Source organism: Frateuria sp. GZRR33 (assembly GCF_051900425.1).
In the GTDB taxonomy this organism is placed as follows: Bacteria; Pseudomonadota; Gammaproteobacteria; order Xanthomonadales; family Rhodanobacteraceae; genus Frateuria_A.
The window spans coordinates 153,999-174,291 of sequence record NZ_JBHZGK010000005.1; the positions used below are offsets into that span (position 1 = coordinate 153,999).

Sequence of the window (20,293 nt, forward strand, 5' to 3'; positions counted from 1 at the left end):
GTCCCGCGGGGGAAGGTGCCCGGAGGGCGGATGGGGAAAGCCTTGCGGGGAACGGGCAAACGGCGCGCTCATGTCGTCACCAGCGGGCCGGGGTTCTTCAGATACCGCTTCATCGCCTCGGCCGACCAGTAGGTCAGCGCGCCGACCGTGCCGGTCGGGTTGTAGCCGGCGTTCTGCGGGAACACGCTCGCGCCCATCACCCACAGGTTGGGCACGTCCCAGCTCTGCAGGTAGCGGTTGACCACCGAGGTCTTCGGATCGTCGCCCATCACCGCACCGCCGGTGTTGTGGGTGGTCTGGTAGGGCACGATCGAGTACGGGCCCTGGCGCTTCTTCTCGTGGATGCTGGCGCCGGGTATCGCGCGGCCGATCTGCGCGGCCTTGTCGGTGAGGAAGCCGGACATCTTCAGCTCGTTCGGCTGGAAGTCGAAGGTCAGCCTCAGCAGCGGGTTGCCGTAGACGTCGCGCCAGGTCGGGTCCAGGTCCAGGTAGCTGTTGCGATAGCTCATCACGCTGCCGTGGGTGGCGATCGAGCAGGCGGTGAGGTAGTTCTCGTGCATCGCCTTCTTCCAGCCGGCACCCCACTTGGGTGCGTGCTCCGGCAGGTAGTGCTGCAGGATCGGCCGCCCGCCGGTGTTCCACAGCGCGATGTAGCCCCCGCCGACGAAGCCGTGCGGACCATGGTCGAAGTTGTCGCCGTTGAACTCGTCGATCGCCTGGCCGAGCGCGCCGGCGCCCATGAACGGGTTCAGCCGCTCCTTCTGGAAGACGTCGACGGAGGAGGTGATCTGGTAGGCGTAATTGCGCCCGACCACGCCGGTGTTGGACACCGGGTCGTACGGCTGGCCGATCTTCGAAAGCAGCAGCAGGTGCACGTTGTGCTGGGCGAAGGCGCACAGCACCACCATCTGCGCCGGCTGCTCGATCTGGTTGCCCTCGACGTCGACATAGGTGACGCCGGTGGCGCGCTTGCCGGTCGAATCGGTGTTGACGCGGGTGACGTTGCAGTGCGTGCGGAAGCGGAAGTTGTCCTTGCGCAGCAGCACTGGAAGGATGGTCGTCTGGGGGCTGGCCTTGGAGTAGTTGCCGCAGCCGAACCACTCGCAGTAGCCGCAGTAGGTGCACTGGCCCATCTGCACGCCCAACGGATTGCGGTACGGCCGCGAGGCGTTGGCCGCCGGGCACGGGAACGGCTTGAAGCCCACCTCGCGCGCGGCCTTGTCGAACAGCACGGTGGAGGCGCTGCGCTCCAGCGGCGGCAGCGGATAGCCGCGCTTGCGCGGGCCTTCGAACGGATTGCCGCCGGCGACCATCTGGCCGTTGACGTTGCCGGCCTGGCCGGAGATGCCGCAGAGGTATTCGAAGCGGTCGTAGTGCGGCTCCAGCTCCTCGTAGGTGACGCCCCAGTCCTGCAGGTTCATGTCGGCGGGAATGAAGCCCTTGCCGTAGCGCTGCTCGGTATGCGAGCGGATCACGAAATCCTGCGGCAGGAAGCGCCAGCACTGCCCGTTCCAGTGCACGCCAGCGCCACCCACGCCCGCTGCCGGCATGAAGGAACCCAGGTGGCGCATCGGCAGTGCGGTCTGGCTGGCGTTGTTGCGGAAGGTCAGCGTCTCGCGCTCGGGCGATTCGAAGATCTGCTTGCGCACCGCGTAGCGCAGCTCGTCCTGGATATGGTCGGTGGCGAAGTCGGGGACGGTGTCGCGCCAGGCGCCGCGCTCCAGCGCCAGCACCTGCACGCCGGCATCGGTCAGCTCCTGCGCGATGATCGAGGCGGTCCAGCCGAAGCCGACCAGCACCACGTCCACGGGCGGCATCCGCCGCGCCATCAGGAAGCCTCCCCGGCATGCGCGAGCGCTGTGCCAGGCGCGCGGCCGATCAGGCTGACGTAGGGCTGCTGGTAGGGCTTGCCGTATTCGCCGATCTCGCGCACGTAGTTGTAGCGGGGGCCGGGGAAGCCGATCAGCTTCCAGCCGGCGAAGTCGCGGTTGCCCCCGTAGGCGGGGTCGGCGAGGAAACCCTCCTGGGTGTTCTGCCAGAGCAGGTTGAAGAAGGTCCCGGAAGGCACGTCGCCCAGGTCGACCTTGCCGCCTTCGAGCGCGTGCAGCACCTCGTCCTGCTGGTCGCCGGTGAGCCTGGCGAAGGGCTGCTGGTACTTCCCGCGGCAGTGCTTGTCGATGCCGGCGATCGCCTGGCGATAGAGCTGGGCGGGCGTGAAGCGCAACTGGTAGCCCTGGCCGTCGATGCCGGTGGGCCATGGGCCCTGCATGTACCAGCGTTCGGCGCGGCCGTAGGGGCCGGCGAGCTGCAGGTCGAGGAAGGTGGGAATGCCGGCCTTGTCGCCCCCCGGGCCGAGCGCGTCGGTGGGAATCAGCCGCGCGGTGGCGGCCTGGATGAAATCCATCTCCCCGGGCGCGAAGAAGGCATTGGCGGTGCCGCCATGCGCGTCGGCGCCGCTGCCGCCGCAGGCGCACAACACCATGCCGGCCGGCACCGTCACGCCGACGAGCCTGAGGAAGTCCCGGCGTGCCGGATCATGGTTCACGTTGCCGCTCCTTTCCTCCACTGGAAAAAGAGAGCCTAGGCAGGCGACGGTGAAGAGCCGGCGTCATCGGGGTGAAGATCAGGTCGTGTTCATCGCAAGATTTTACGTTCGCCTTCAATGGCTTGCGGCTTCGCGATTTTATCCAGGAGCCCGTTGATCCGAGGCCGACGAGCGGTTAACGGGAAGCCAGCAGCCTCGTCTGCCGCGACCGTTGCGCAGGCGATGGTCATGTGGAACCGCGACCGAAGTAATTTCGCTTAATGCTTGACGCAGCAACACTTTGGCCTGCACGCTTCCATCACTTCTGTATGGTCAGGATTCACGGTTCGGGCCGCGTGTGCGTGTGGTGGGAGGTGTCATGGCGAAGGACAACCTTGTGTTGCTGGTGGAAGACGACTCGGACACGCGCGAGGTCATGGCGCTGCTGCTCGACGCCGCCGGCTACCAGGTGCTCTCCGCCCGTGATGCCAGTACCGGCATCCGCCTGATGGACGAGCAACCCGGCATCGACGTGATCGTGACCGACGTCAACATCGGCGGCGGCCAGGACGGCATCAGCATGGCCGAGGAGCTGCGCCGGCGCGGATCGAACGCGGCCGTCGTGGTGATTTCCGGCGATCCGGAGGCGTCCAGCGAACGGCTGGGCCCGACCGCCACCTTCCTGCCCAAGCCGTACGACCGCAAGGCGCTGCTGGCGGCGATCGCCGATGCGCGCGCCAAGAACGCCCGCGCCTGCGCGGTGGCGGACGCCGGGCGGCCGCCCTATCCCGGTTTATCCCGTTGACCAGTTGAGGTAGCTTCGGTTGAGGCCGGCCAACCGGAACGCGGTCGCGCTGCGACTGCTACCCTCTTGCCCGGGGAACGAATGCCGATGACACCGTCATGGACGGCCGTGGCGCGGTGCTTGCTGTGCAAGGACGGTGGCGTGGATACGAGCGGTCCCAATTCCTACCAGTTGCTGGTGCAGTCCATTCAGGACTACGCCATCTTCATGGTCGATCCGCAGGGCCGCATCCGCAGCTGGAATGCCGGCGCCGAGCAGATCCACGGCCATCGCGCAGCCGACATCATCGGGCGTCCCTTCGCCCTGCTGCATACCGAAGCGGAGCGCGCCGGCGGACGCCCGGAACTGATCCTGCACATGGCTGCGGCGCATGGCCGCTTCCAGGAGGAAGCCGAGCGGCTGCGCCGCGACGGCAGCCGCTTCTGGGCGCACGTGGTGTGCGACGCGGTGCGCGACGAGCACGGCCACCTGCACGGCTTCGCCATGGTCACCCGCGACATCACCGAGCGGCGCCTCACCGAGCAGCGGCTGCGCGAGGTGGAGCGGCGCTTCCGCCTGTTCGTCGACGGCGTGACCGACTACGCCATCTGCATGCTCGACCCCCATGGCGTGGTCACCGACTGGAATGCCGGCGCCGAGCGCATCAAGGGCTACGCCGCGGCGGAGATCATCGGCCGGCCGCTGACGCAGTTCTTCGTCAATCCGCTGGTCGCGCGGACGGCCATGACCGTGGCCAGCGAGAGCGGCCGCTACGACGTGGTCGACTGGCAGGTACGCAAGGACGGCTCGCGCTTCATGGCGGAGATCGCGATCGATGCCATCCGCGACAACGACGGCCAGCTGCTGGGCTTCGCCAAGATCACCCGCGACATCACCGCGCGCGTGGAGGCCGAGCGGCACCTGGAGGACACCCGCGCGCAGTTGTTCCAGTCGCAGAAGATCGAGGCGCTGGGCCAGCTCACCGGCGGCATGGCGCATGACTTCAACAACCTCCTGCAGGGCATCATCGGCTCCCTGGAAGTGGTCGAGATGCGACTGGCCAGCGGCCGCCAGGACGTGGAGCGCTTCCTCGTCAACGCCCTGGATTCGGCCAAGCGCGCCGCCACGCTGACCCACCGCCTGCTCGCCTTCGCGCGGCGCCAGCCGCTGGCGCCCAAGAGCGTGAACCTCAACGACCTGGTCGCGCAGATCGCCGAGCTGCTGCCGGCCACGCTGGGCGAGCGGATCCGGCTGGAGCTCGACCTGGCGCCCGCGCTGGTGCCGGTGCTGTGCGACCCGAACCTGCTGGAAAGCGCGATCCTCAACCTGGCCATCAACGCGCGCGATGCGATGCCCGACGGCGGGCGGCTGACCATCCGCACCGGTTCGGTGCCGCCGGGCGAAGGGCCGCTGCGCCGGCCGCACAGCCTGCGCGACGCGCCTACGCTGCTGCTGCAGGTGAGCGATACCGGCGTGGGCATGACGCCCGACGTGCGTGCGCGCGCCTTCGATCCGTTCTTCACCACCAAGCCAAAGGGCCGCGGCACCGGGCTGGGGTTGTCGATGATCCACGGTTTCGTCAGCCAGTCGCGCGGCGCCATCGAGCTGGAGAGCGAGCCCGGCCAGGGCACCACCGTGTCGATCTACCTGCCCAGCGGCGAGCGCCGCAGCGTGCGCGCGCTGGAGGGCCGGGGCAGCGGCACGCGCTGGGAGCCGGCCGCCGGCGAAACCATCCTGCTGGTGGAAGACGAGGACGTGGTGCGCGACCTCATCGCCGGCAAGCTGCGCGACCTGCGCTATCGCGTGCTCGAGGCGCGCGACGGCCATGCCGGCCTGGCCATCATCGAGTCGACCGAGCGCATCGACCTGGTCGTGTCGGACATCGGACTGCCTGGGCTGACCGGCATGCAGATGGTCGAGATCGGGCGCCGCCACCGGCCGGAAATGAAGGTGCTCTTCATGACCGGCTACGCCGAGACGATGCCCGAAGACTGGACGCTCGACGCCCATACCGATCTGCTGACCAAGCCCTTCGAGTTCGACGCCCTGGTCCAGCGCATGCGCGCGTTGCTGCCCGGCCCGCTAAAGCAGGCAAGCTCGCCGTAGGCGTCGCCGCGGGAGCACGCCCGCGCGATCGCGGTCTTGCGCCCCTACAGGAGAGAGGCTCTTCCGGTGGCCAGGCAGGCAGGCGCCAGCCTGTAAAAACTGCCGGGACCGGTAAATCCTGCCAGCGCCAGCTGCACGGCCGGGCTCGCCGGCGCCCGTGCGCGGGATTGGCACATGCCTTGAATGGGTGGAGATGTCCCTCCTTTCACGAGGCATCCCCATGCACGTGTTCCTGCCCTGCCCGCCGCTGGTCAATCCGATCCGCGTGCCGCGCCTGCCGCCCTTCGGCAGCATGGTGCCGTCCAAGCCGGTCGGCGACCCCGAGTCGCTGCCGCCCGATCCCACGCCACCCCAGCCCTACGACCCCGGCGACCCGGTGCGCGCGCCCCGGCCGCGCGAGCCCGACATGCCTGCCATCGACCCGCACGAGCCCGGCATTCCCGTGCCGCGCATCGGCGAGCCCGGCACGCCGCTGTGCCGCTGGCTGAACTGACGCAAAAGTTGACACGACGGCTGCAATTTTTTCGCGCCCGGCCCACTTCCCACCAGGAGGCCCCATGAGCCAAGACGACGACCGCTACGATGACGAAAGGTCACGCTACCGCACCCGCGGGGAGCGCATTCGCGACAACAACCTGCGTGATCCGTACGAGGCCGGCCGGCAGGTCCGCACCTACGGACCGGACCCGCACGGCGCCGAAAGGGACCATCCCTGGCAGGCCGCGCATCCGCATCGCAACGTCGAGCGCGGCCAGCGGCCGGACTGGAGCGAGCAGCCCGCCCGCTATGGCGGCGGCTACAGCGACGACGAGGAGCTGTCCTCGCGCCCCCGCGGCGACGCGCGCTATGGCCTGGACACCGACGCCGAACGGCACTTCGTCGAGGGCTACCAGAACCCGGACAACCGCCACCGCGCGCATGGCTATGGCCGGTCCTACGACACGTGGCGCGGCGAGCCGCGCCACGGCCAGAGCAACAGCGGCTACGACACCGAGCGCGCCTACGGCCAGGGCAACCGGCAGGACGACGCGCGCAGTGACCGCATGCGCGCCAGCTGGACCCAGGAACACGACTACGAAGGGCCGCGCTACGGCGCCGGCGACCCGCGTCCCTCGCCCCGCCGACGTGGCGTCGGCAGCCAGTACGCCCACACCGACACCTACGGCGGCGCCGGCTTCCGCCAGGAGGGCAAGCGCTACTGGTTCGACGGGGGCGACCAGCGCGGCCAGTTCCGCGGCACCCGGCCGCGCGGTTACGAGCGCAGCGACGAACGCCTGCGCGAGCTCGCCTGCGAACGCCTGACCGATGCGGACCTGGACGCCAGCGACATCGAGGTCAAGGTGAGCCAGGGCACGGTCACACTCGAAGGCAGCGTCGGCGCGCGCTGGATGAAGCATGCCGCGGAGGACCTCATCGACGACCTCGGTGGCGTGAAGGACATCCACAACCAGCTGCGGGTGCGCCGCGGCGACGCCGACACCGGCGCGCAGTCTTCGACGCTTGCGGGCGGCTCGTCCTCACCGCCGAGCGGACCCGGCGGCACGCCGGCGACCGGCTCGTCGAGCGCGACGCCTTCGGGCACCGGGCCGTCGGGCGGTTTGACCGGCCAGGGTAACGGTGATGTCGGTGGACGCAGCCGACATTGAGACATCGCGCGCGCCTGCCTGCATGGCACACAGGCAGGCGCGCTGCGGCGGGAGGCCGGCCGTACGGCATTCGCCACACGCATGTCGGCCATCCCTTACAACTGGGAACATCTCTTCGACGCTACTTGCACTTCGCATGCGGCATCGTCGGTTTCGTCCACGCCGACCTGCCAAGCGCTGCACGGTTCTAGCTGTCGCCGTGGATACACGGGTGCACGGACGACCCGCTTCCTTCACGAGACAGCTTGGGGTCACTGACCCCTCCCCGGTGAAATTGTGCCGACGACTGCTTCCATCCTGCTCGTTGACGACGACCTTCAATTCCTAGACGTGGTAACCGCCTTTGCCGAACCGAAAGACTGCACTGTTACCGGCGCCACGAGTCTGGCCCATGCGCTCAAGCTCACCGCCGAACAACGGTTCGACCTGCTGTTGCTCGACCTGTCGCTGCCTGACGGCAACGGCCTGGAACTGATCGGCCGCCTGGACCCCCAACAGACGGGCCAGGTGGTCGTAGTCACTGGACACCCTTCGGTGGAGACCGCCGTGCGTGCGCTGCAACTGCCCGTGCTCGACTACATGATCAAGCCGATCGAGGGCACGCAACTCAACCGCCTGCTCGACCAGGCGATTGCCGCAGCCAAGCTGCGTGCCGCCTCGCGTGAAGAGACCGAACGTTGCGGGGAACTGATCGGCGCCAGCGCGGTGATGCAGCGGCTGTTCGAGAAGATCCGCCGCGTGGCGCCCCTGGACGTCACGGTGCTGATCCACGGCGAGAGCGGCACCGGCAAGGAGCTGGCCGCGCGCGCGCTGCACCAGTACAGCGAACGCAGCGGTCGCTTTGTCGCGGTCAATTGCGGCGCGATTGCACCGGACCTGCTCACCAGCCAGCTGTTCGGCCACGAGCGCGGCAGCTTCACCGGCGCGGTGAAGGACCACGCCGGCTTCTTCGAGCAGGCGCAGGGCGGCACGCTGTTCCTGGACGAGTGCACGGAGATGCCGCTGCAGCTGCAGACGCACCTGCTGCGCGTGCTGGAGGAGCGCGACGTCACCCGCGTCGGCGCCAGCGCGAGCAAGCCGGTGGACGTGCGCGTGATCGCCGCGACCAATCGTGATCCGCTGCAGGCGGTGCGCGACGGCGTGCTGCGCGCGGACCTCTATTACCGACTGATGGATTTCCCGCTGGCGATGCCGCCGCTGCGCGAGCACGCCAGCGACATTCCGCTGCTGGCGCAGCGTTTTCTGGACCGCCTCAACGAACGCTATGGCACCTCGCGCCGCTTCGCGCCCGATGCGATGCGCCGGTTGCTCGACCACGACTGGCCGGGCAACGCGCGCGAGCTGAGGCACGCCGTGCAGCGCGCCTGGGTCATGTCCGGGGAGGAGCTGGACATGCGCATCGCCCAGCAACCCCAACACCCTCTGCACCAGGCGCACGACCACGGCAGCATGCCTTTTCGCATCGGCATGACCATCGAGGAAATGGAAAAGCAGATGCTCCTGCGCACGCTTGCGCATTTCGACAACGACAAGACGCGGACAGCCGAGGCGCTGGGGGTCAGCCTCAAGACGATCTACAACAAGCTGTCGCGTTACCAGCACGAAGACCGCGAATGAAATGAACGCACGACCGGCAAGCTCAGCCATTACCCCCATCCCCCTGCCGCTGCCGACCACGTTGCAAGCGCTCGATGCCTCCTCCGCGGAGGAGGCGATCACCCGCCTGCTGCAGCACGTGAGCCTGCAATGGCACGCCGAGGTCTGCCTGCTGGTCGCGCCGCACCGGCCCAGCGGACAGGGCCGTTACTGCTGGCAGCTCCCGCCGCCGCCCAGCTCGCGCCGCGACGCGCGCGCATTGGCCGGGCAGGTCGCGGCGCAGTCGCTGCGCTCGGCGCTCACCGTCGAACGCAGCGACGCGCGCGAGCGCAACGGCAATGCGCGCCTGCGGGCGATCGCGTTGCCCTGCCGGCGCGCGCGCCGGCCGGCTGCCGCATTGGGCCTGGCGTTGTACCGGCCGCGCATGCTCGATGCCGAGGAGCGCGCCGCACTGGCGCACGTCGGCGCCTGGCTGGCCGTGCTGCTGCAGCGCGAACGGCGCGAGTCGACCGAGCAGGAACAACAGAGTGCCGATCCGGTGCCGGTGGTCGATGCGATCAACAACGCGCTCAACGTCATCCTGATGCGCACCGACCTGGCCGCGCTGATGCTCGAGCGCAAGGAACACGCCAGCGTGCTCGCCGTGCTCAACCAGATCGGCAGCGGCTGCCTGCGCTGCGCGGAACTGGCCCGCGGCCTGCTCGCCGACCCGCGCCCGCTGCGGCGGTCCGAACTCAACTGACCCCTCCTTTCCCGGCCGGGAATCTGCCCCGCCGGCGGCCTGCCGAAGCTTCGGCGATGGCTCTTTCCGCCCAAACGTCTAGCCGTGCTCCACACGGCCGTCACCGCACGTAGCTGCCCATGTCGGCAACTTTTCCAAGCGGCTTTGTAGTTTTGCCGCGACCGCTTGCGAGCAGGCGCGACAGCACCCGTCCTGTCGACGACGTTGGCCGCGAAACGGCGGCGTTCGCCGCACTTCCAGACTGGCATGGATGTTGCCACCACACGGCAGCCGTCGCGCAACGCGGCGCGCCGTCGGGCCCCCCACTGCTCGACGTCCCCGAACGCATGAGAGAGCACCCACATGTCCAGCAAGAATCCAGGCAGCAGCACCAGCAAGCGCGGCTTCGCCAGCATGGACGAGGAGCGCCAGCGCGAGATCGCCAGCGAAGGCGGTCGTGCAGCGCACGCCAGCGGCCATGCCCACCAGTTCACGTCCGAGGAAGCGCGCCGGGCCGGCCAGAAGGGCGGCGAGGCGGTGAGCGCCAACCGCGAACACATGGCGGCGATCGGCCGCAAGGGCGGCGAAGCCAGCCACGGCCGCCGCGGCGACACCAAGTCCGCCCGGTCGGGCCAGAAGAACGAGGAAGGCGACTGATCGCGCGCCACCCAAAACCAGGGGCCGCAGACCATCCACGAGGAAAAGCACATGACCATACGACCCATCAGCCTGGTGCTCGGCACCGTGCTGCTGGCCGGCCTGTCCTGCAGCGCGTTCGCGCAGAGCAGCACGGGCCAGGACAGCAGCGACGCCATGACCCACAGCATGCAGAGCGACGGCAGCCACGACGCGATGTTCATGCGCGAGGCGGCCGCGGCCAACATGGCCGAGATCCAGGCCGGGCGCATCGCGCTGGACAAGTCCAGCAACGCGCAGGTCAAGCAGCTGGCCCAGCGCATCATCGATGACCACACCAAAGCCGGCGACCAGCTGATGAGCATCGCCCAGCGCAAGCAGGTCTCCCTGCCCACCGAGCCGATGCCGATGCAGAAGCAGGAGGCCGACCACCTGAAGTCGCTCAGCGGCTCGGCGTTCGACAAGGCCTATGCGCAGGCGATGGTCAAGGACCACCGCAAGGCGATCAAGCTGTTCGGCATGGAAAGCGCCAGCGGCAGCGATCCGGATCTGAAGCAGTTCGCCAGCACCACGCTGCCGGCGCTGAAGACACACCTGCAGATGGCCGAGCAGCTCCCGGGCGGAAGCGGCATGCACCACGACGCGATGGACCACCACAGCGCCACCCCGATGGACGACAACGGTTCGATGGGCATGCCCGCCTCCGGCAGCAGCACGCACTGACGCCATGAACGCCACCGCCCACCAGCGCTGCGCCCACCCGGCCTGCCGCTGCAGTGTGCCCGTGGGCGACACCTACTGCTCCGAGCACTGCCGCCAGACAGTCGACGAGCCGGCCGAAGGTCCCTGCGGGTGCGGGCATGCGCCCTGCGAGCCGGGCAACGGGCCCAGGGATCGACCGGGCTGATCCTCGGGAGGGCTCCAAGCCCGTCCTACGGGGTTTGCGCCAGCCACGACTCCAGCCGGGCCAGCACCCGGCTGCGGCCGGGTTCGGCCTCGTTGAAGAGTTCGTGGAAGAGATCCTCGTACACGTGCGTCGTGAGGTGGCCGCTGACCTGGGCCGCCGCGGCGAACGCATGGCTCCCGCGCGCATCGACCAGGCGGTCGGCGCCGGCCACCAGCAGCAGCGTCGGCACCGGCAGCGTGGCGGCCAGCGCGATGCAGTGCCGGCCGCTCTCGAAGATGAAGCGCGCCAGCCGCGGCGTGATCCAGCCCGATCGCAGCGGGTCGTGCCGGTAGGCATCGACCACGGCCGCCTCGTGCGACAACGCCTCGAACGGCAGGCCGCTGCGCAGGGGCAGGTTCGGCAGCGCGCGTGCGAGCCGCGTGGCCAGCGCCTGCTCCCAGGCCGGCGTCCAGGCCCGCAGCGCCGGCGAGGAGAGCACCAGCGCGGGCGGCGCCACCCGCCTGTCGAGTACCGCGCGCAAGGCGACCAGGCCGCCCATGCTGTGGCCCAGCAGTACCGGCGGCGCAGGCAGCGTGGCGGCGAAGCCGTCGTACACCTCGGCCAGGTCGTCGATCAGCTCCAGCGGCCTGGACAGTGCCCCGCGCCGGCCGGGCGTGCGCCCATGCCCGCGCTGGTCGTAGCTGCGCACCGCGTAGCCGCGTGCATTGAACCAGGCGGCCAACAGTCCGTAGCGGCCGGCGTGTTCGCCCAGCCCGTGCACGATCAGCAGCCCGGCGCGGGCGCCCTCCCGCGGCCAGTCGTGCACGCATAGCTGCCGGCCGTCGGCCAGCGCCAACCGGCCGAGCGTCTCCCTGTCTGCCTGCCGTGCATCCACGCGCCTGCCTCGCTCTCCACCGGTTCCTTAAGCTAGCCCGACGGCGCCATCCTGAACAGGCTCGAAGTGTGAGACAGGCGCCCCATATCATCGGGACACGCCCCCGCCGTCGTCGCCGCCATGCCGCTCGAACATTTCCACCCCGCCGTCGCGCGCTGGTTCCAGCGCAGCTTCCCGGCGCCTACTGCGGCGCAGGCGGGCGCGTGGCCGAACATCCACGCCGGCCGCCATACCCTGGTCGCCGCGCCGACCGGCTCGGGCAAGACGCTGACCGCCTTCCTCGCCGCCATCGACGCGCTGGTGCGCGAGGGCCTGGCCAACGGCGGGGCCGTGCCGGACGAAACGCGGGTGGTCTACGTCTCGCCGCTGAAGGCGCTGTCCAACGACATTCACATCAACCTCGAAGCGCCGCTGGAAGGCATCCGCGCCGAGCTCGAGGCCGAGGGCCTGCCGGACGTGGCGATCCGCACCGCCGTGCGCACCGGCGACACGCCGCAGGCCGAACGCGCGCTGATGCGCAAGGTCAGCCCGCACATCCTGGTGACCACGCCCGAGTCGCTGTACGTGCTGCTGGGCTCGGCCTCCGGGCGCGAGATGCTCAAAAGCACGCGCGCGGTGATCGTGGACGAGATCCACGCGCTGGCCAATTCCAAGCGCGGCACGCACCTTGCGCTGTCGCTGGAGCGGCTGGAGTCGCTGTGCCAGCGGCCGTTGCAGCGGATCGGTTTGTCGGCCACGCAGAAGCCGATTGAAGAGGTCGCGCGCTTTCTGGTCGGAGCGAGGTCAGCTCCCTCTCCCCTCCGGGGAGAGGGTTGGGGTGAGGGGCCGCGCTTGCCTGGAACTTCCCCGGGTGAGCTTCCCGCGCGCCCCGGCCCCTCATCCGACCCTTCGGGCCACCTTCTCCCCGCAGGGGAGAAGGGAAAGGCTGACTGCGCGATTGTCGATGTGGGCCACACCCGCCCGCGCGACCTCGCCATCGAAGTGCCGCCGGTGCCCCTCGAGGCGGTGATGTCCAACGACAGCTGGGAAACGGTCTACGACCGCCTCGCCCAGCTCGCCCGCGATCACCGCACCACGCTGGTCTTCGTCAACACCCGCCGCATGGCCGAACGCGCCGCGCGCCACCTGGCCGAGCGGCTGGGCAAGCAGGCGGTCGCCGCACACCACGGCAGCCTGGCCAAGGAACTGCGGCTCGACGCCGAGCAGCGGCTCAAGCGCGGCGAGCTGAAGCTGCTGGTGGCGACCGCCTCGCTGGAACTGGGCATCGACATCGGCGATGTCGACCTGGTCTGCCAGCTCGCCTCGCCGCGTTCGATCGCCGCCTTCCTGCAGCGCGCCGGCCGCTCCGGCCACGCGGTCAACGGCACGCCCAAGGCGCGCCTGTTCCCGACCAGCCGCGACGACCTGCTCGAGTGCGCCGCGCTGCTCGATTGCGTGCGCCGCGGCGAGCTCGACGCGCTGGTGCAGCCGGTGCAGCCGCTGGACGTGCTCGCGCAGCAGATCGTCGCCGAAGTCGCATCCCGGGAGTGGGACGAGGACGCGCTCTACGCGCTGGTGCGTGGCGCGCATCCCTACCGCGAGCTGCCGCGCGAGCAGTTCGACGCCATCGTGCGCATGCTGGCCGAAGGTTTCAGTACCCGCCGTGGCGCCCGCGCGGCGTACATCCATCGCGACGCCGTGCACCGGCAGTTGCGCGCGCGCCGCAGCGCGCGGCTGACCGCCGTGACCTCCGGCGGCACCATCCCCGACACCGCCGACTACCGCGTCGTGCTGGAGCCGCAGAACACCGTGATCGGCTCGCTCAACGAGGATTTCGCGATCGAAAGCCTGGCCGGCGACGTGTTCCAGCTGGGCAATACGAGCTACCGGATTCTGCGCGTGGAGCGCGATCGCGTGCGCGTCGAGGACGCCCACGGCGCGCCGCCGAGCCTGCCGTTCTGGCTGGGCGAGGCGCCCGGGCGCAGCGATGAGCTGTCGGTTGGCGTGGCGCGCCTGCGCGAGGAGATCAGCGGTCAGCTCGATGCCGGCGGCGTGGCCGCGGCGGTGGGCTGGCTGCGCGAGGCGCTGTCGATGGGCGAGGCGGCGGCGCAGCAACTGGCCGATTACCTGCACCGCGCCAAGGTCGCGCTCGGCGTGCTGCCGACCCAGCACACGATCGTGTTCGAGCGCTTTTTCGACGAATCGGGCGGCACCCAGCTGGTCATCCACACGCCCTTCGGCAGCCGCATCAACCGCGCCTGGGGCCTGGCGCTGCGCAAGCGCTTCTGCCGCCAGTTCAACTTCGAGTTGCAGGCGGCGGCGACCGAGGACGCGATCGTGCTGTCGCTCTCGACCAGCCACAGCTTTCCGCTGGAGGAAGTCGCCCGTTACCTGCATTCCAACTCCGCCGAGCATGTGCTGGTGCAGGCGCTGCTGGACGCACCGCTGTTCCCCGCGCGCTGGCGCTGGAACGCGGTCACCGCGCTGGCGCTGCCGCGCTATACCGGCGGCAAGAAGACCCCGCCGCAGCTGCAGCGCATGAAGAGCGAGGACCTGCTGGCCACCGTGTTCCCCGACCAGGTCGCCTGCCTGGAGAACATCGTCGGCGAGCGGCAGATCCCCGACCACCCGCTGGTCAACCAGACCCTGCACGACTGCCTGCGCGAGGCGATGGACGTCGACGGCCTGCTGCGCATCCTGCGCGGCTTCGAGACCGGCACGATCTCCGTGGTCGCGCGCGACCTCACCGGCCCCAGCCCGCTTGCCTCCGAGGTGCTCTCCGCCGCGCCCTACGCCTACCTCGACGACGCGCCGCTGGAGGAGCGCCGCACCCAGGCCGTGCAGAACCGGCGCTGGAACGCCGAGGACGCCGACGACCTGGGCCGGCTCGATCCGGAGGCGATCGCCGCGGTGCGCGAGGAGGCCTGGCCACAGGTACGCAGCGGCGACGAGATGCACGAGGCGCTGACCTTGCTGGGGTTCGTCACCGACCGCGAAGTGGCGGCCAACGTCGGTTGGCAGGAACGCCTGGAGGCGCTCGCCAGGCACCACCGCGCCACGCACCTCACGCTTGCCTCGAACAAGGCTCCCTCCCCCCTCCGGGGAGAGGGTTGGGGCGAGGGCGCTTCAATCGAATTTCAGCGGCGCGAAGCGCCACGTTCGCTTCCTCTCCCCTCTGGGGAGAGGATTGAGGTGAAGGGCCAATCTTGCGTTGAACTCACTCCAGGCCCTCCCGCAAGCCCCGACCCCTCATCCGACCCCTTCGGGGCCACCTTCTCCCCCGGCGCTCATCAAATACGGGGGAGAAGGAACGGAGGTGTGTGGGTCGCGGCGGAGGTGTTGCCGCTGTGGCAGGCCATCCATGCGGATGCGACGCTGCACCCGCCGATCAGCGCACCACCGGACTACGCCGCCCAAACGTGGACCCGCGACGATGCCCTGCTCGAGCTGATCCGGCGCCGCCTTGGCGGGCTCGGCCCGACCACCCCCGCCGTGCTGGCCGCTTCGCTGGCGATCGACGCAGCCGACGTCGAGCCCGCCCTGCTGCGCCTGCAGTCGGAAGGCTACGTCATGCAGGGCCGCTTTACCCCCGACGCGCCCGCCACCGAGTGGTGCGAACGCCACCTGCTCGCGCGCATCCATCGCTACACCATCGGTCGCCTGCGCCGCGAGATCGAACCGGTCAGCCGCCGCGACCTGATCCGCTTCCTGGCCGACTGGCAGCACCTGACGCCGGACACCCGACTGGAAGGCCCCGACGGCCTGATCGCCACGCTGCACCAGCTGGAGGGCTTCGAGGCGGCCGCCGGTGCCTGGGAAACCGAGTTGCTGCCCGCGCGCGTGGGCGACTACACCAGCCGCTGGCTGGACGAGCTGTGCCGCGCGGGCCGCTTCGGCTGGAACCGCCTGCGCGCCGGCGGCGGCAGCGCCGGCCCCGTGCGGGCCACGCCGATCGTCCTGCTTCCGCGCCGGCAAATGGCCATCTGGACGGCCATGTCGGCGGCGGAGCAGCCGCAGGAACCCTTGCTTTCCTCGCGCGCCCAGGCGGTAGCCGATGCCTTGGCCAGCCACGGCGCGCTGTTCTTCGATGAATTGCTCGATGCCACCCGCCTGCTGCGTACCGAGCTGGAGAACGCGCTGGGCGAACTGGTCGCCGCCGGCCGTGTCACGGCCGACAGCTTCGCCGGCCTGCGTGCGCTCCTGCTGCCCGCCGCCAAGCGCGATTCACGCCCGCACCGCCGCGCGCGGCGGCACGCGTTGAGCGAGATCGAGGACGCGGGACGCTGGTCACTGAGCCGCTCTGTCCTTCTCCCCGCCGGGGAGAAGGTGGCCCCGAAGGGGTCGGATGAGGGGCCGGGGCTCGCGGGGAGCCCTGGTGGGGACTCGACGCAAGAGTGGACCCTCACCTCAATCCTCTCCCCGGAGGGGAGAGGAGGCGAACGTGCCGCTCCGCGCCGCTTTGATTCAGATGAAGCAGAACACGTCGCGCGTGTTCTGCTTCGCCGCTATGGCGTCGTGTTCTGGAAACTGCTCGAACGCGAAGCGCCGTGGCTCCCTTCCTGGCGCGAACTGCTGCGCGTCTACCACCGGCTGGAAGCGCGCGGCGAGATCCGCGGCGGGCGCTTCGTCGAAGGCCTGGTCGGCGAGCAGTTCGCGCTGCCCGAGGCGATCGGCGCCCTGCGGGGCGTGCGCCAGCGCGAGGCCACGCAGCAACTGGTGTGCGTCAGCGGCAGCGATCCGCTCAACCTGGTCGGCACGGTGCTCGCCGGCGACAAGCTGCCCGCACTGGCCGGCACCCGCGTGCTGTACGAGGACGGCGTGCCGGTAGCCGCGCTGGTGGCCAACAAGCCGCAGTTCCTGCTGGAAGCCGACGGCGCCACCCAGCAGCGCTGGCGCAACGCGTTGCTGCGCCGTCCGGGCAGCGAGGCGCAGGGGATCGGCCTGGCGGTGTGAGGACATGGTGGGCTGAAGCCCACCCTACGGGTGCGCGGCCGATCGTAGGTGGGCTTCAGCCCACCGGCCACCCGCCTCAGTCGCTGATATCGGCGACGTGGATCAGCAGCCCGTCATGCACTCGGAATTCGCTGCGCCCGTTGAGCGCGATCACCTGCCCGGCGCGCGCGCCGTTGGGCAGGTCCAGCGCGAACACGCCCTCGAAGGCGATGCCCGCCTGCGCCACGCCGTGGCTCTCGGCGTAGCTGGTCACCGTCTGGCGGCGTCGCGCGAACAGCGGCAAGGTGCTCTGCGCCAGCCGGCGAAACTCCTCGATGCCTTGCGTGCGCACCGTGGTGACGCCCGCGGTGATGTTCTCGAAGGTCACCTGCGGATGCAGCGTGGCCAGCATGCCGTCCACGTCCAGGCGGTTGTAGGCGTCGATGTAGCGGTCGATCAGGGCGCGCATGGGAGCTTCGTCGGCGTGGATGCGCCGAGCATAGCGCGACCCGCGGGCGTCCTTGCATCAGTCCACTCGGGGGCGATGCCTTCCATCCGGCCCGGACGAAAAGAGCATCGCCGCGCAAGCGGGCTCCTGCAGGAAGAGCGGACGCCCGCTACCTGACGTTGTCGGTCTGCTCGATGAAGCGCGCCACGTTGTCATGCAGTTGCTTCAACGAGTCCTCGTGCGCGTAGACCATGTGCCCGGACGGATACCACGCGTAGGAAATGTTCTTGCGCAGCGAGTCCGGGATCGGCAGGTGGCTCATCTCGTACTCGGCCGCGAAATAGGGCGTGGCCAGGTCGTAGTAACCGCCGTTGAGGAACACCTTCAGATCGGGGTTGGTCTTCATCGCGACCGCCAGGTCCGGCATCACGTTGGTCGACTGCTGCAGCGCTTCGCCGTGCACGCCCGGCGCCTTGTGCGCGAAGTCCCAGTGGTCGATATCGGCGAACAGCCGGTACTGCAGGCCATCGCCGAACTTCAGCTGCCGGCGCACATAGTCGTTGAACGCCGAAACGTAGGCCGAGCTGATCGCCGAGGACTGTGGGTCGTACTCGGAATCCTTCGCCAGGGGGTCGAGCGCGGGGCCGGCAAAGCGGCTGTCCAGGCGGCCGGTGGTGAGCCCGCCATCGAACTGCAGCTCGTGCTCGAACATGCCGCCGGTGACGCGCAGGTCCGCCTTGACCAGGTAATCGACCGGCAGGCCGGTGTACTGGTGCAGCTTCTCGGCCACGGCACGCTTGCGTGCCGGGTCCAGGTTCGCCCCCTGCATCAGCGCGCTGGCGTAGTCGCCCAGCGCGTACTGCTCGACCTCGCGCAGGAACGGTTCCAGCTGTGCCGGCGGCTGCGGCAGCTTGTGGTGGTAGTACGCGGTGGCGGCGAAGGTCGGCAGCGCCAGCACGTAGGGCAGGTCGACGCCCGGGTTGAACTCCGGACCGTCGATGCTGGTGTCGAAGGAGAGGATCTGCGAAAGCAGGACCACGCCGTTCAGGTCGACGCTGTCGTCATTCTCCAGAATGTTCGCCAGCACTGCCGAGCGGGTGGTGCCGTAGCTCTCGCCGAACAGGTACTTGGGCGAGTTCCAGCGGCCGTACTTCGAGAGGAACTGGGTGATGAACTGGGCGAAGGCCTGGCCGTCGCCATCGACGCCGTAGACGGCCTTCTTGCGCTTGTCAATCTGCTCGTCGCGCTTGGCCTTGTCCTTCTCGTCGGCGACCAGGCGCGAGAAGCCGGCGCCAGGGGCGTCGATGAACACCAGGTCGGAAGCATCGAGCAGGCTGTAGTCGTTGTTGACCAGGCCGTAGGGCGCCGCCGGGGTGTGGCTGTCGTCGCTGGTGACCACGCGCCTGGGGCCGAATGCGCCCATGTGCAGCCATACCGTCGCCGAGCCGGGACCGCCGTTGTAGATGAAGGTGATCGGCCGCCGCGTCGGATCCACGCCCTGCCTGAAGTAGGCGGCGTAGAACATGCTGACGGTCGGGTCGTCGCTCTGGTCGCCGTGCTCGTGCAGCACCAGCGTACCGGCGACCGCCTTGTAGTCGATGCGCTTGCCCTCGACGGTGACCGAGCCGGCGGTCTCGGCGCTGCGTGGCTTGGTCAGCGCCGCGTCGGGTTTGCCCTCGTCGGACGGCTTGTCCTTGTCGGCGGCGAAGGCGCCGGGGGCGATCAGCAGCGCGGCCAGCGCCGCGACAAGGGGAAGCTTGCGCATGGAACGACCTCACGGAGCACACGGAAGCGGCCAGCATAGGCGCGCCCGGCACCCCGTTCATACCCCAGAAGTCACCCTAGCCCCGCGCCAGCAGCGCGATCGCCAGTACGGCCAGGCCCAGTCCCGCGAGGTTGGTGCGCGACAGCCGCTCGCGGAATAGCAGCATGCCCGCCAGCGCACCCAGGGCCACCACGCCCAGGTTCATGCCGGCGAACACCAGCGCCGGTCGCCCGGGCAAGGCCTGGTGCGCCCGCAGGTAGCACAGGATGTTGCCGAAGTTGAGCAGGCCGAGCAGCAGGCCCGCGGCCAGGCTGCGGGCGTCAAGCCGTGCCGTCCTGTGCGCCAGCCGCCAGCCCTGCAGGACGATCGAGACCAGCAGCGCCAGCACGAACATCGCCAGCAGCGCGGCACCGAGGGGCACGCCGGCGGACGCCACGCGCTTGAACAGCACGTCGATCACGCCGAAGCCCAGGAACACCAGCAGCGGGTAGATCCACCCGCTCGCACCGGACGTCGCATCGCCTCCGGCCGGTCGCCACATCAGGCCTGCCAGTGCCGCCAGGCCGGCGGCCATCCCCCAGCCCTTGGCCGCGCTCAGCGGTTCGCCGAACAGCACGAACGCCGCGAGCAGCGAAATGAGCAGCGACAGCCGCTGCGCCACGTCGGAGCGCACGATGCCGGCGTGGCGCACCGAGCCGGCCAGCGCCAGGAAGATGGTCGGCAGCAGCAGGCCCAGACCGACCAACGCGGGCCACGCCGCGGTTGCGACATGCAGCGCCGACGTTGCCGGCGCGAACACCAGCGCACTGGCCGTGGCGGCGACCACATAGTTCCAGGCGATCGCCTGGCCGACGTCGATGTCCAGCCGGCGGGCGAGCTTGAGCAGCACCGAAACCAGCACGCTGCACAGCGCGGCGGCCAGGAGGAAGGGCATGGCGGAGGATCCGGGAAAAACCGAAGGATAAGGGAGGCACGTTCCGGCGGGGCAGAGTGCCGCCCGCCTGGCGCATGATGTGCGCCTTGAGAACGGGAGGCTTCCATGCTCGAACTTCGACCGACCTGCGAACACTGCAACAAGGCGCTGCCGCCGGCGTCGACCGAGGCGCGCATCTGCTCGTTCGAATGCACCTTCTGCCATGGCTGCGTCGAAGGCGTACTGCAGGGCGTGTGCCCGAACTGCGGCGGCGGTTTCGTGCCGCGGCCGGTGCGGCCGGCGCACGACTGGAAGAACGGCAACTTCCTCGGGCGCTATCCCGCCACGGGCAAGGTCACGCACAAGCCGGTGGACGCGCTGGCCCACCGGGAACTGGTCGGCCGCCTGGCGGCCATGGCGCCGCACGAACGTTGAGCGCCCGATGGTGCGTGGTCGCTCGAA

15 protein-coding genes and 2 pseudogenes are annotated in these 20,293 nt (G+C 69.6%); 11 read left to right on the forward strand and 6 right to left on the reverse strand.

Going from position 1 to position 20,293, the window contains the following annotated elements:
- Positions 1–68: 68 nt before the first annotated feature.
- Positions 69–1,829, reverse strand: coding sequence for a GMC family oxidoreductase (locus ACFWZU_RS08190; RefSeq protein ID WP_439700976.1), 1,761 nt, complete (start codon positions 1,827–1,829; stop codon positions 69–71).
- A complete protein-coding gene (locus ACFWZU_RS08195) occupies positions 1,829–2,545 on the reverse strand; it encodes a gluconate 2-dehydrogenase subunit 3 family protein (protein WP_439700978.1) in 717 nt (238 codons plus the stop codon). The genes ACFWZU_RS08190 and ACFWZU_RS08195 overlap by 1 nt, the downstream gene beginning before the upstream one ends.
- 358 nt (positions 2,546–2,903) lie before the next feature.
- On the opposite strand from ACFWZU_RS08195, the gene ACFWZU_RS08200 reads away from it, so the two are divergent.
- The 8 genes from ACFWZU_RS08200 to ACFWZU_RS08235 all read left to right on the forward strand — a co-directional run bounded on the left by ACFWZU_RS08200 (position 2,904) and on the right by ACFWZU_RS08235 (position 10,736).
- A complete protein-coding gene (locus ACFWZU_RS08200) occupies positions 2,904–3,329 on the forward strand; it encodes a response regulator (RefSeq protein ID WP_439700980.1) in 426 nt (141 codons plus the stop codon).
- Between the two features lie 141 nt (positions 3,330–3,470).
- The gene (locus ACFWZU_RS08205) at positions 3,471–5,414 is read left to right on the forward strand and encodes a PAS domain S-box protein (protein WP_439700981.1); all 1,944 of its coding nucleotides are present in this window, start codon (positions 3,471–3,473) and stop codon (positions 5,412–5,414) included.
- A 220-nt stretch (positions 5,415–5,634) separates the two neighbouring features.
- A complete protein-coding gene (locus ACFWZU_RS08210; protein ID WP_439700982.1) occupies positions 5,635–5,907 on the forward strand; it encodes a hypothetical protein in 273 nt (90 codons plus the stop codon).
- 64 nt (positions 5,908–5,971) lie between these two features.
- Complete coding sequence (locus ACFWZU_RS08215; RefSeq protein WP_439700984.1) at positions 5,972–7,060, forward strand: BON domain-containing protein; 1,089 nt, start codon at positions 5,972–5,974, stop codon at positions 7,058–7,060.
- 276 nt (positions 7,061–7,336) lie between these two features.
- Complete coding sequence (locus ACFWZU_RS08220; RefSeq protein WP_439700986.1) at positions 7,337–8,677, forward strand: sigma-54-dependent transcriptional regulator; 1,341 nt, start codon at positions 7,337–7,339, stop codon at positions 8,675–8,677.
- A 1-nt stretch (position 8,678) separates the two neighbouring features.
- A complete protein-coding gene (locus tag ACFWZU_RS08225) occupies positions 8,679–9,398 on the forward strand; it encodes a hypothetical protein (RefSeq protein ID WP_439700988.1) in 720 nt (239 codons plus the stop codon).
- A 342-nt stretch (positions 9,399–9,740) separates the two neighbouring features.
- Positions 9,741–10,034: a KGG domain-containing protein gene (locus tag ACFWZU_RS08230; RefSeq protein WP_439700990.1), complete on the forward strand. Its 294-nt coding sequence runs from the start codon at positions 9,741–9,743 to the stop codon at positions 10,032–10,034.
- Positions 10,035–10,085: 51 nt separating this feature from the next.
- A complete protein-coding gene (locus ACFWZU_RS08235) occupies positions 10,086–10,736 on the forward strand; it encodes a DUF4142 domain-containing protein (RefSeq protein ID WP_439700992.1) in 651 nt (216 codons plus the stop codon).
- Between the two features lie 209 nt (positions 10,737–10,945).
- On the opposite strand, the gene ACFWZU_RS08240 is transcribed toward ACFWZU_RS08235, so the two are convergent.
- Positions 10,946–11,794: an alpha/beta hydrolase gene (locus tag ACFWZU_RS08240; RefSeq protein ID WP_439700993.1), complete on the reverse strand. Its 849-nt coding sequence runs from the start codon at positions 11,792–11,794 to the stop codon at positions 10,946–10,948.
- 120 nt (positions 11,795–11,914) lie between these two features.
- On the opposite strand from ACFWZU_RS08240, the pseudogene ACFWZU_RS08245 reads away from it, so the two are divergent.
- Positions 11,915–12,592, forward strand: a pseudogene (locus tag ACFWZU_RS08245) (DEAD/DEAH box helicase); the annotation flags it as partial.
- Positions 12,593–12,724: 132 nt separating this feature from the next.
- Positions 12,725–16,726: pseudogene (locus ACFWZU_RS08250) on the forward strand (Lhr family helicase); the annotation flags it as partial.
- Positions 16,727–16,802: 76 nt separating this feature from the next.
- Here the strand turns inward: ACFWZU_RS08250 and ACFWZU_RS08255 are convergent.
- From ACFWZU_RS08255 to ACFWZU_RS08265, 3 genes are all read right to left on the reverse strand, one after another.
- Positions 16,803–17,174: a nuclear transport factor 2 family protein gene (locus tag ACFWZU_RS08255; protein WP_439700995.1), complete on the reverse strand. Its 372-nt coding sequence runs from the start codon at positions 17,172–17,174 to the stop codon at positions 16,803–16,805.
- A 148-nt stretch (positions 17,175–17,322) separates the two neighbouring features.
- On the reverse strand, positions 17,323–18,918 hold the full coding sequence (locus tag ACFWZU_RS08260; protein ID WP_439700997.1) for a S10 family peptidase: 1,596 nt from the start codon (positions 18,916–18,918) through the stop codon (positions 17,323–17,325).
- A 76-nt stretch (positions 18,919–18,994) separates the two neighbouring features.
- Positions 18,995–19,852, reverse strand: coding sequence for an EamA/RhaT family transporter (locus ACFWZU_RS08265; RefSeq protein ID WP_439700999.1), 858 nt, complete (start codon positions 19,850–19,852; stop codon positions 18,995–18,997).
- Positions 19,853–19,957: 105 nt separating this feature from the next.
- Here ACFWZU_RS08265 and ACFWZU_RS08270 point away from each other — a divergent pair, with 105 nt between their 5' ends.
- Positions 19,958–20,266 carry a DUF1272 domain-containing protein gene (locus ACFWZU_RS08270; protein ID WP_439701001.1) on the forward strand — a complete coding sequence of 103 codons (309 nt, stop codon included), beginning with the start codon at positions 19,958–19,960 and terminating at the stop codon, positions 20,264–20,266.
- Positions 20,267–20,293 lie beyond the last annotated feature (27 nt).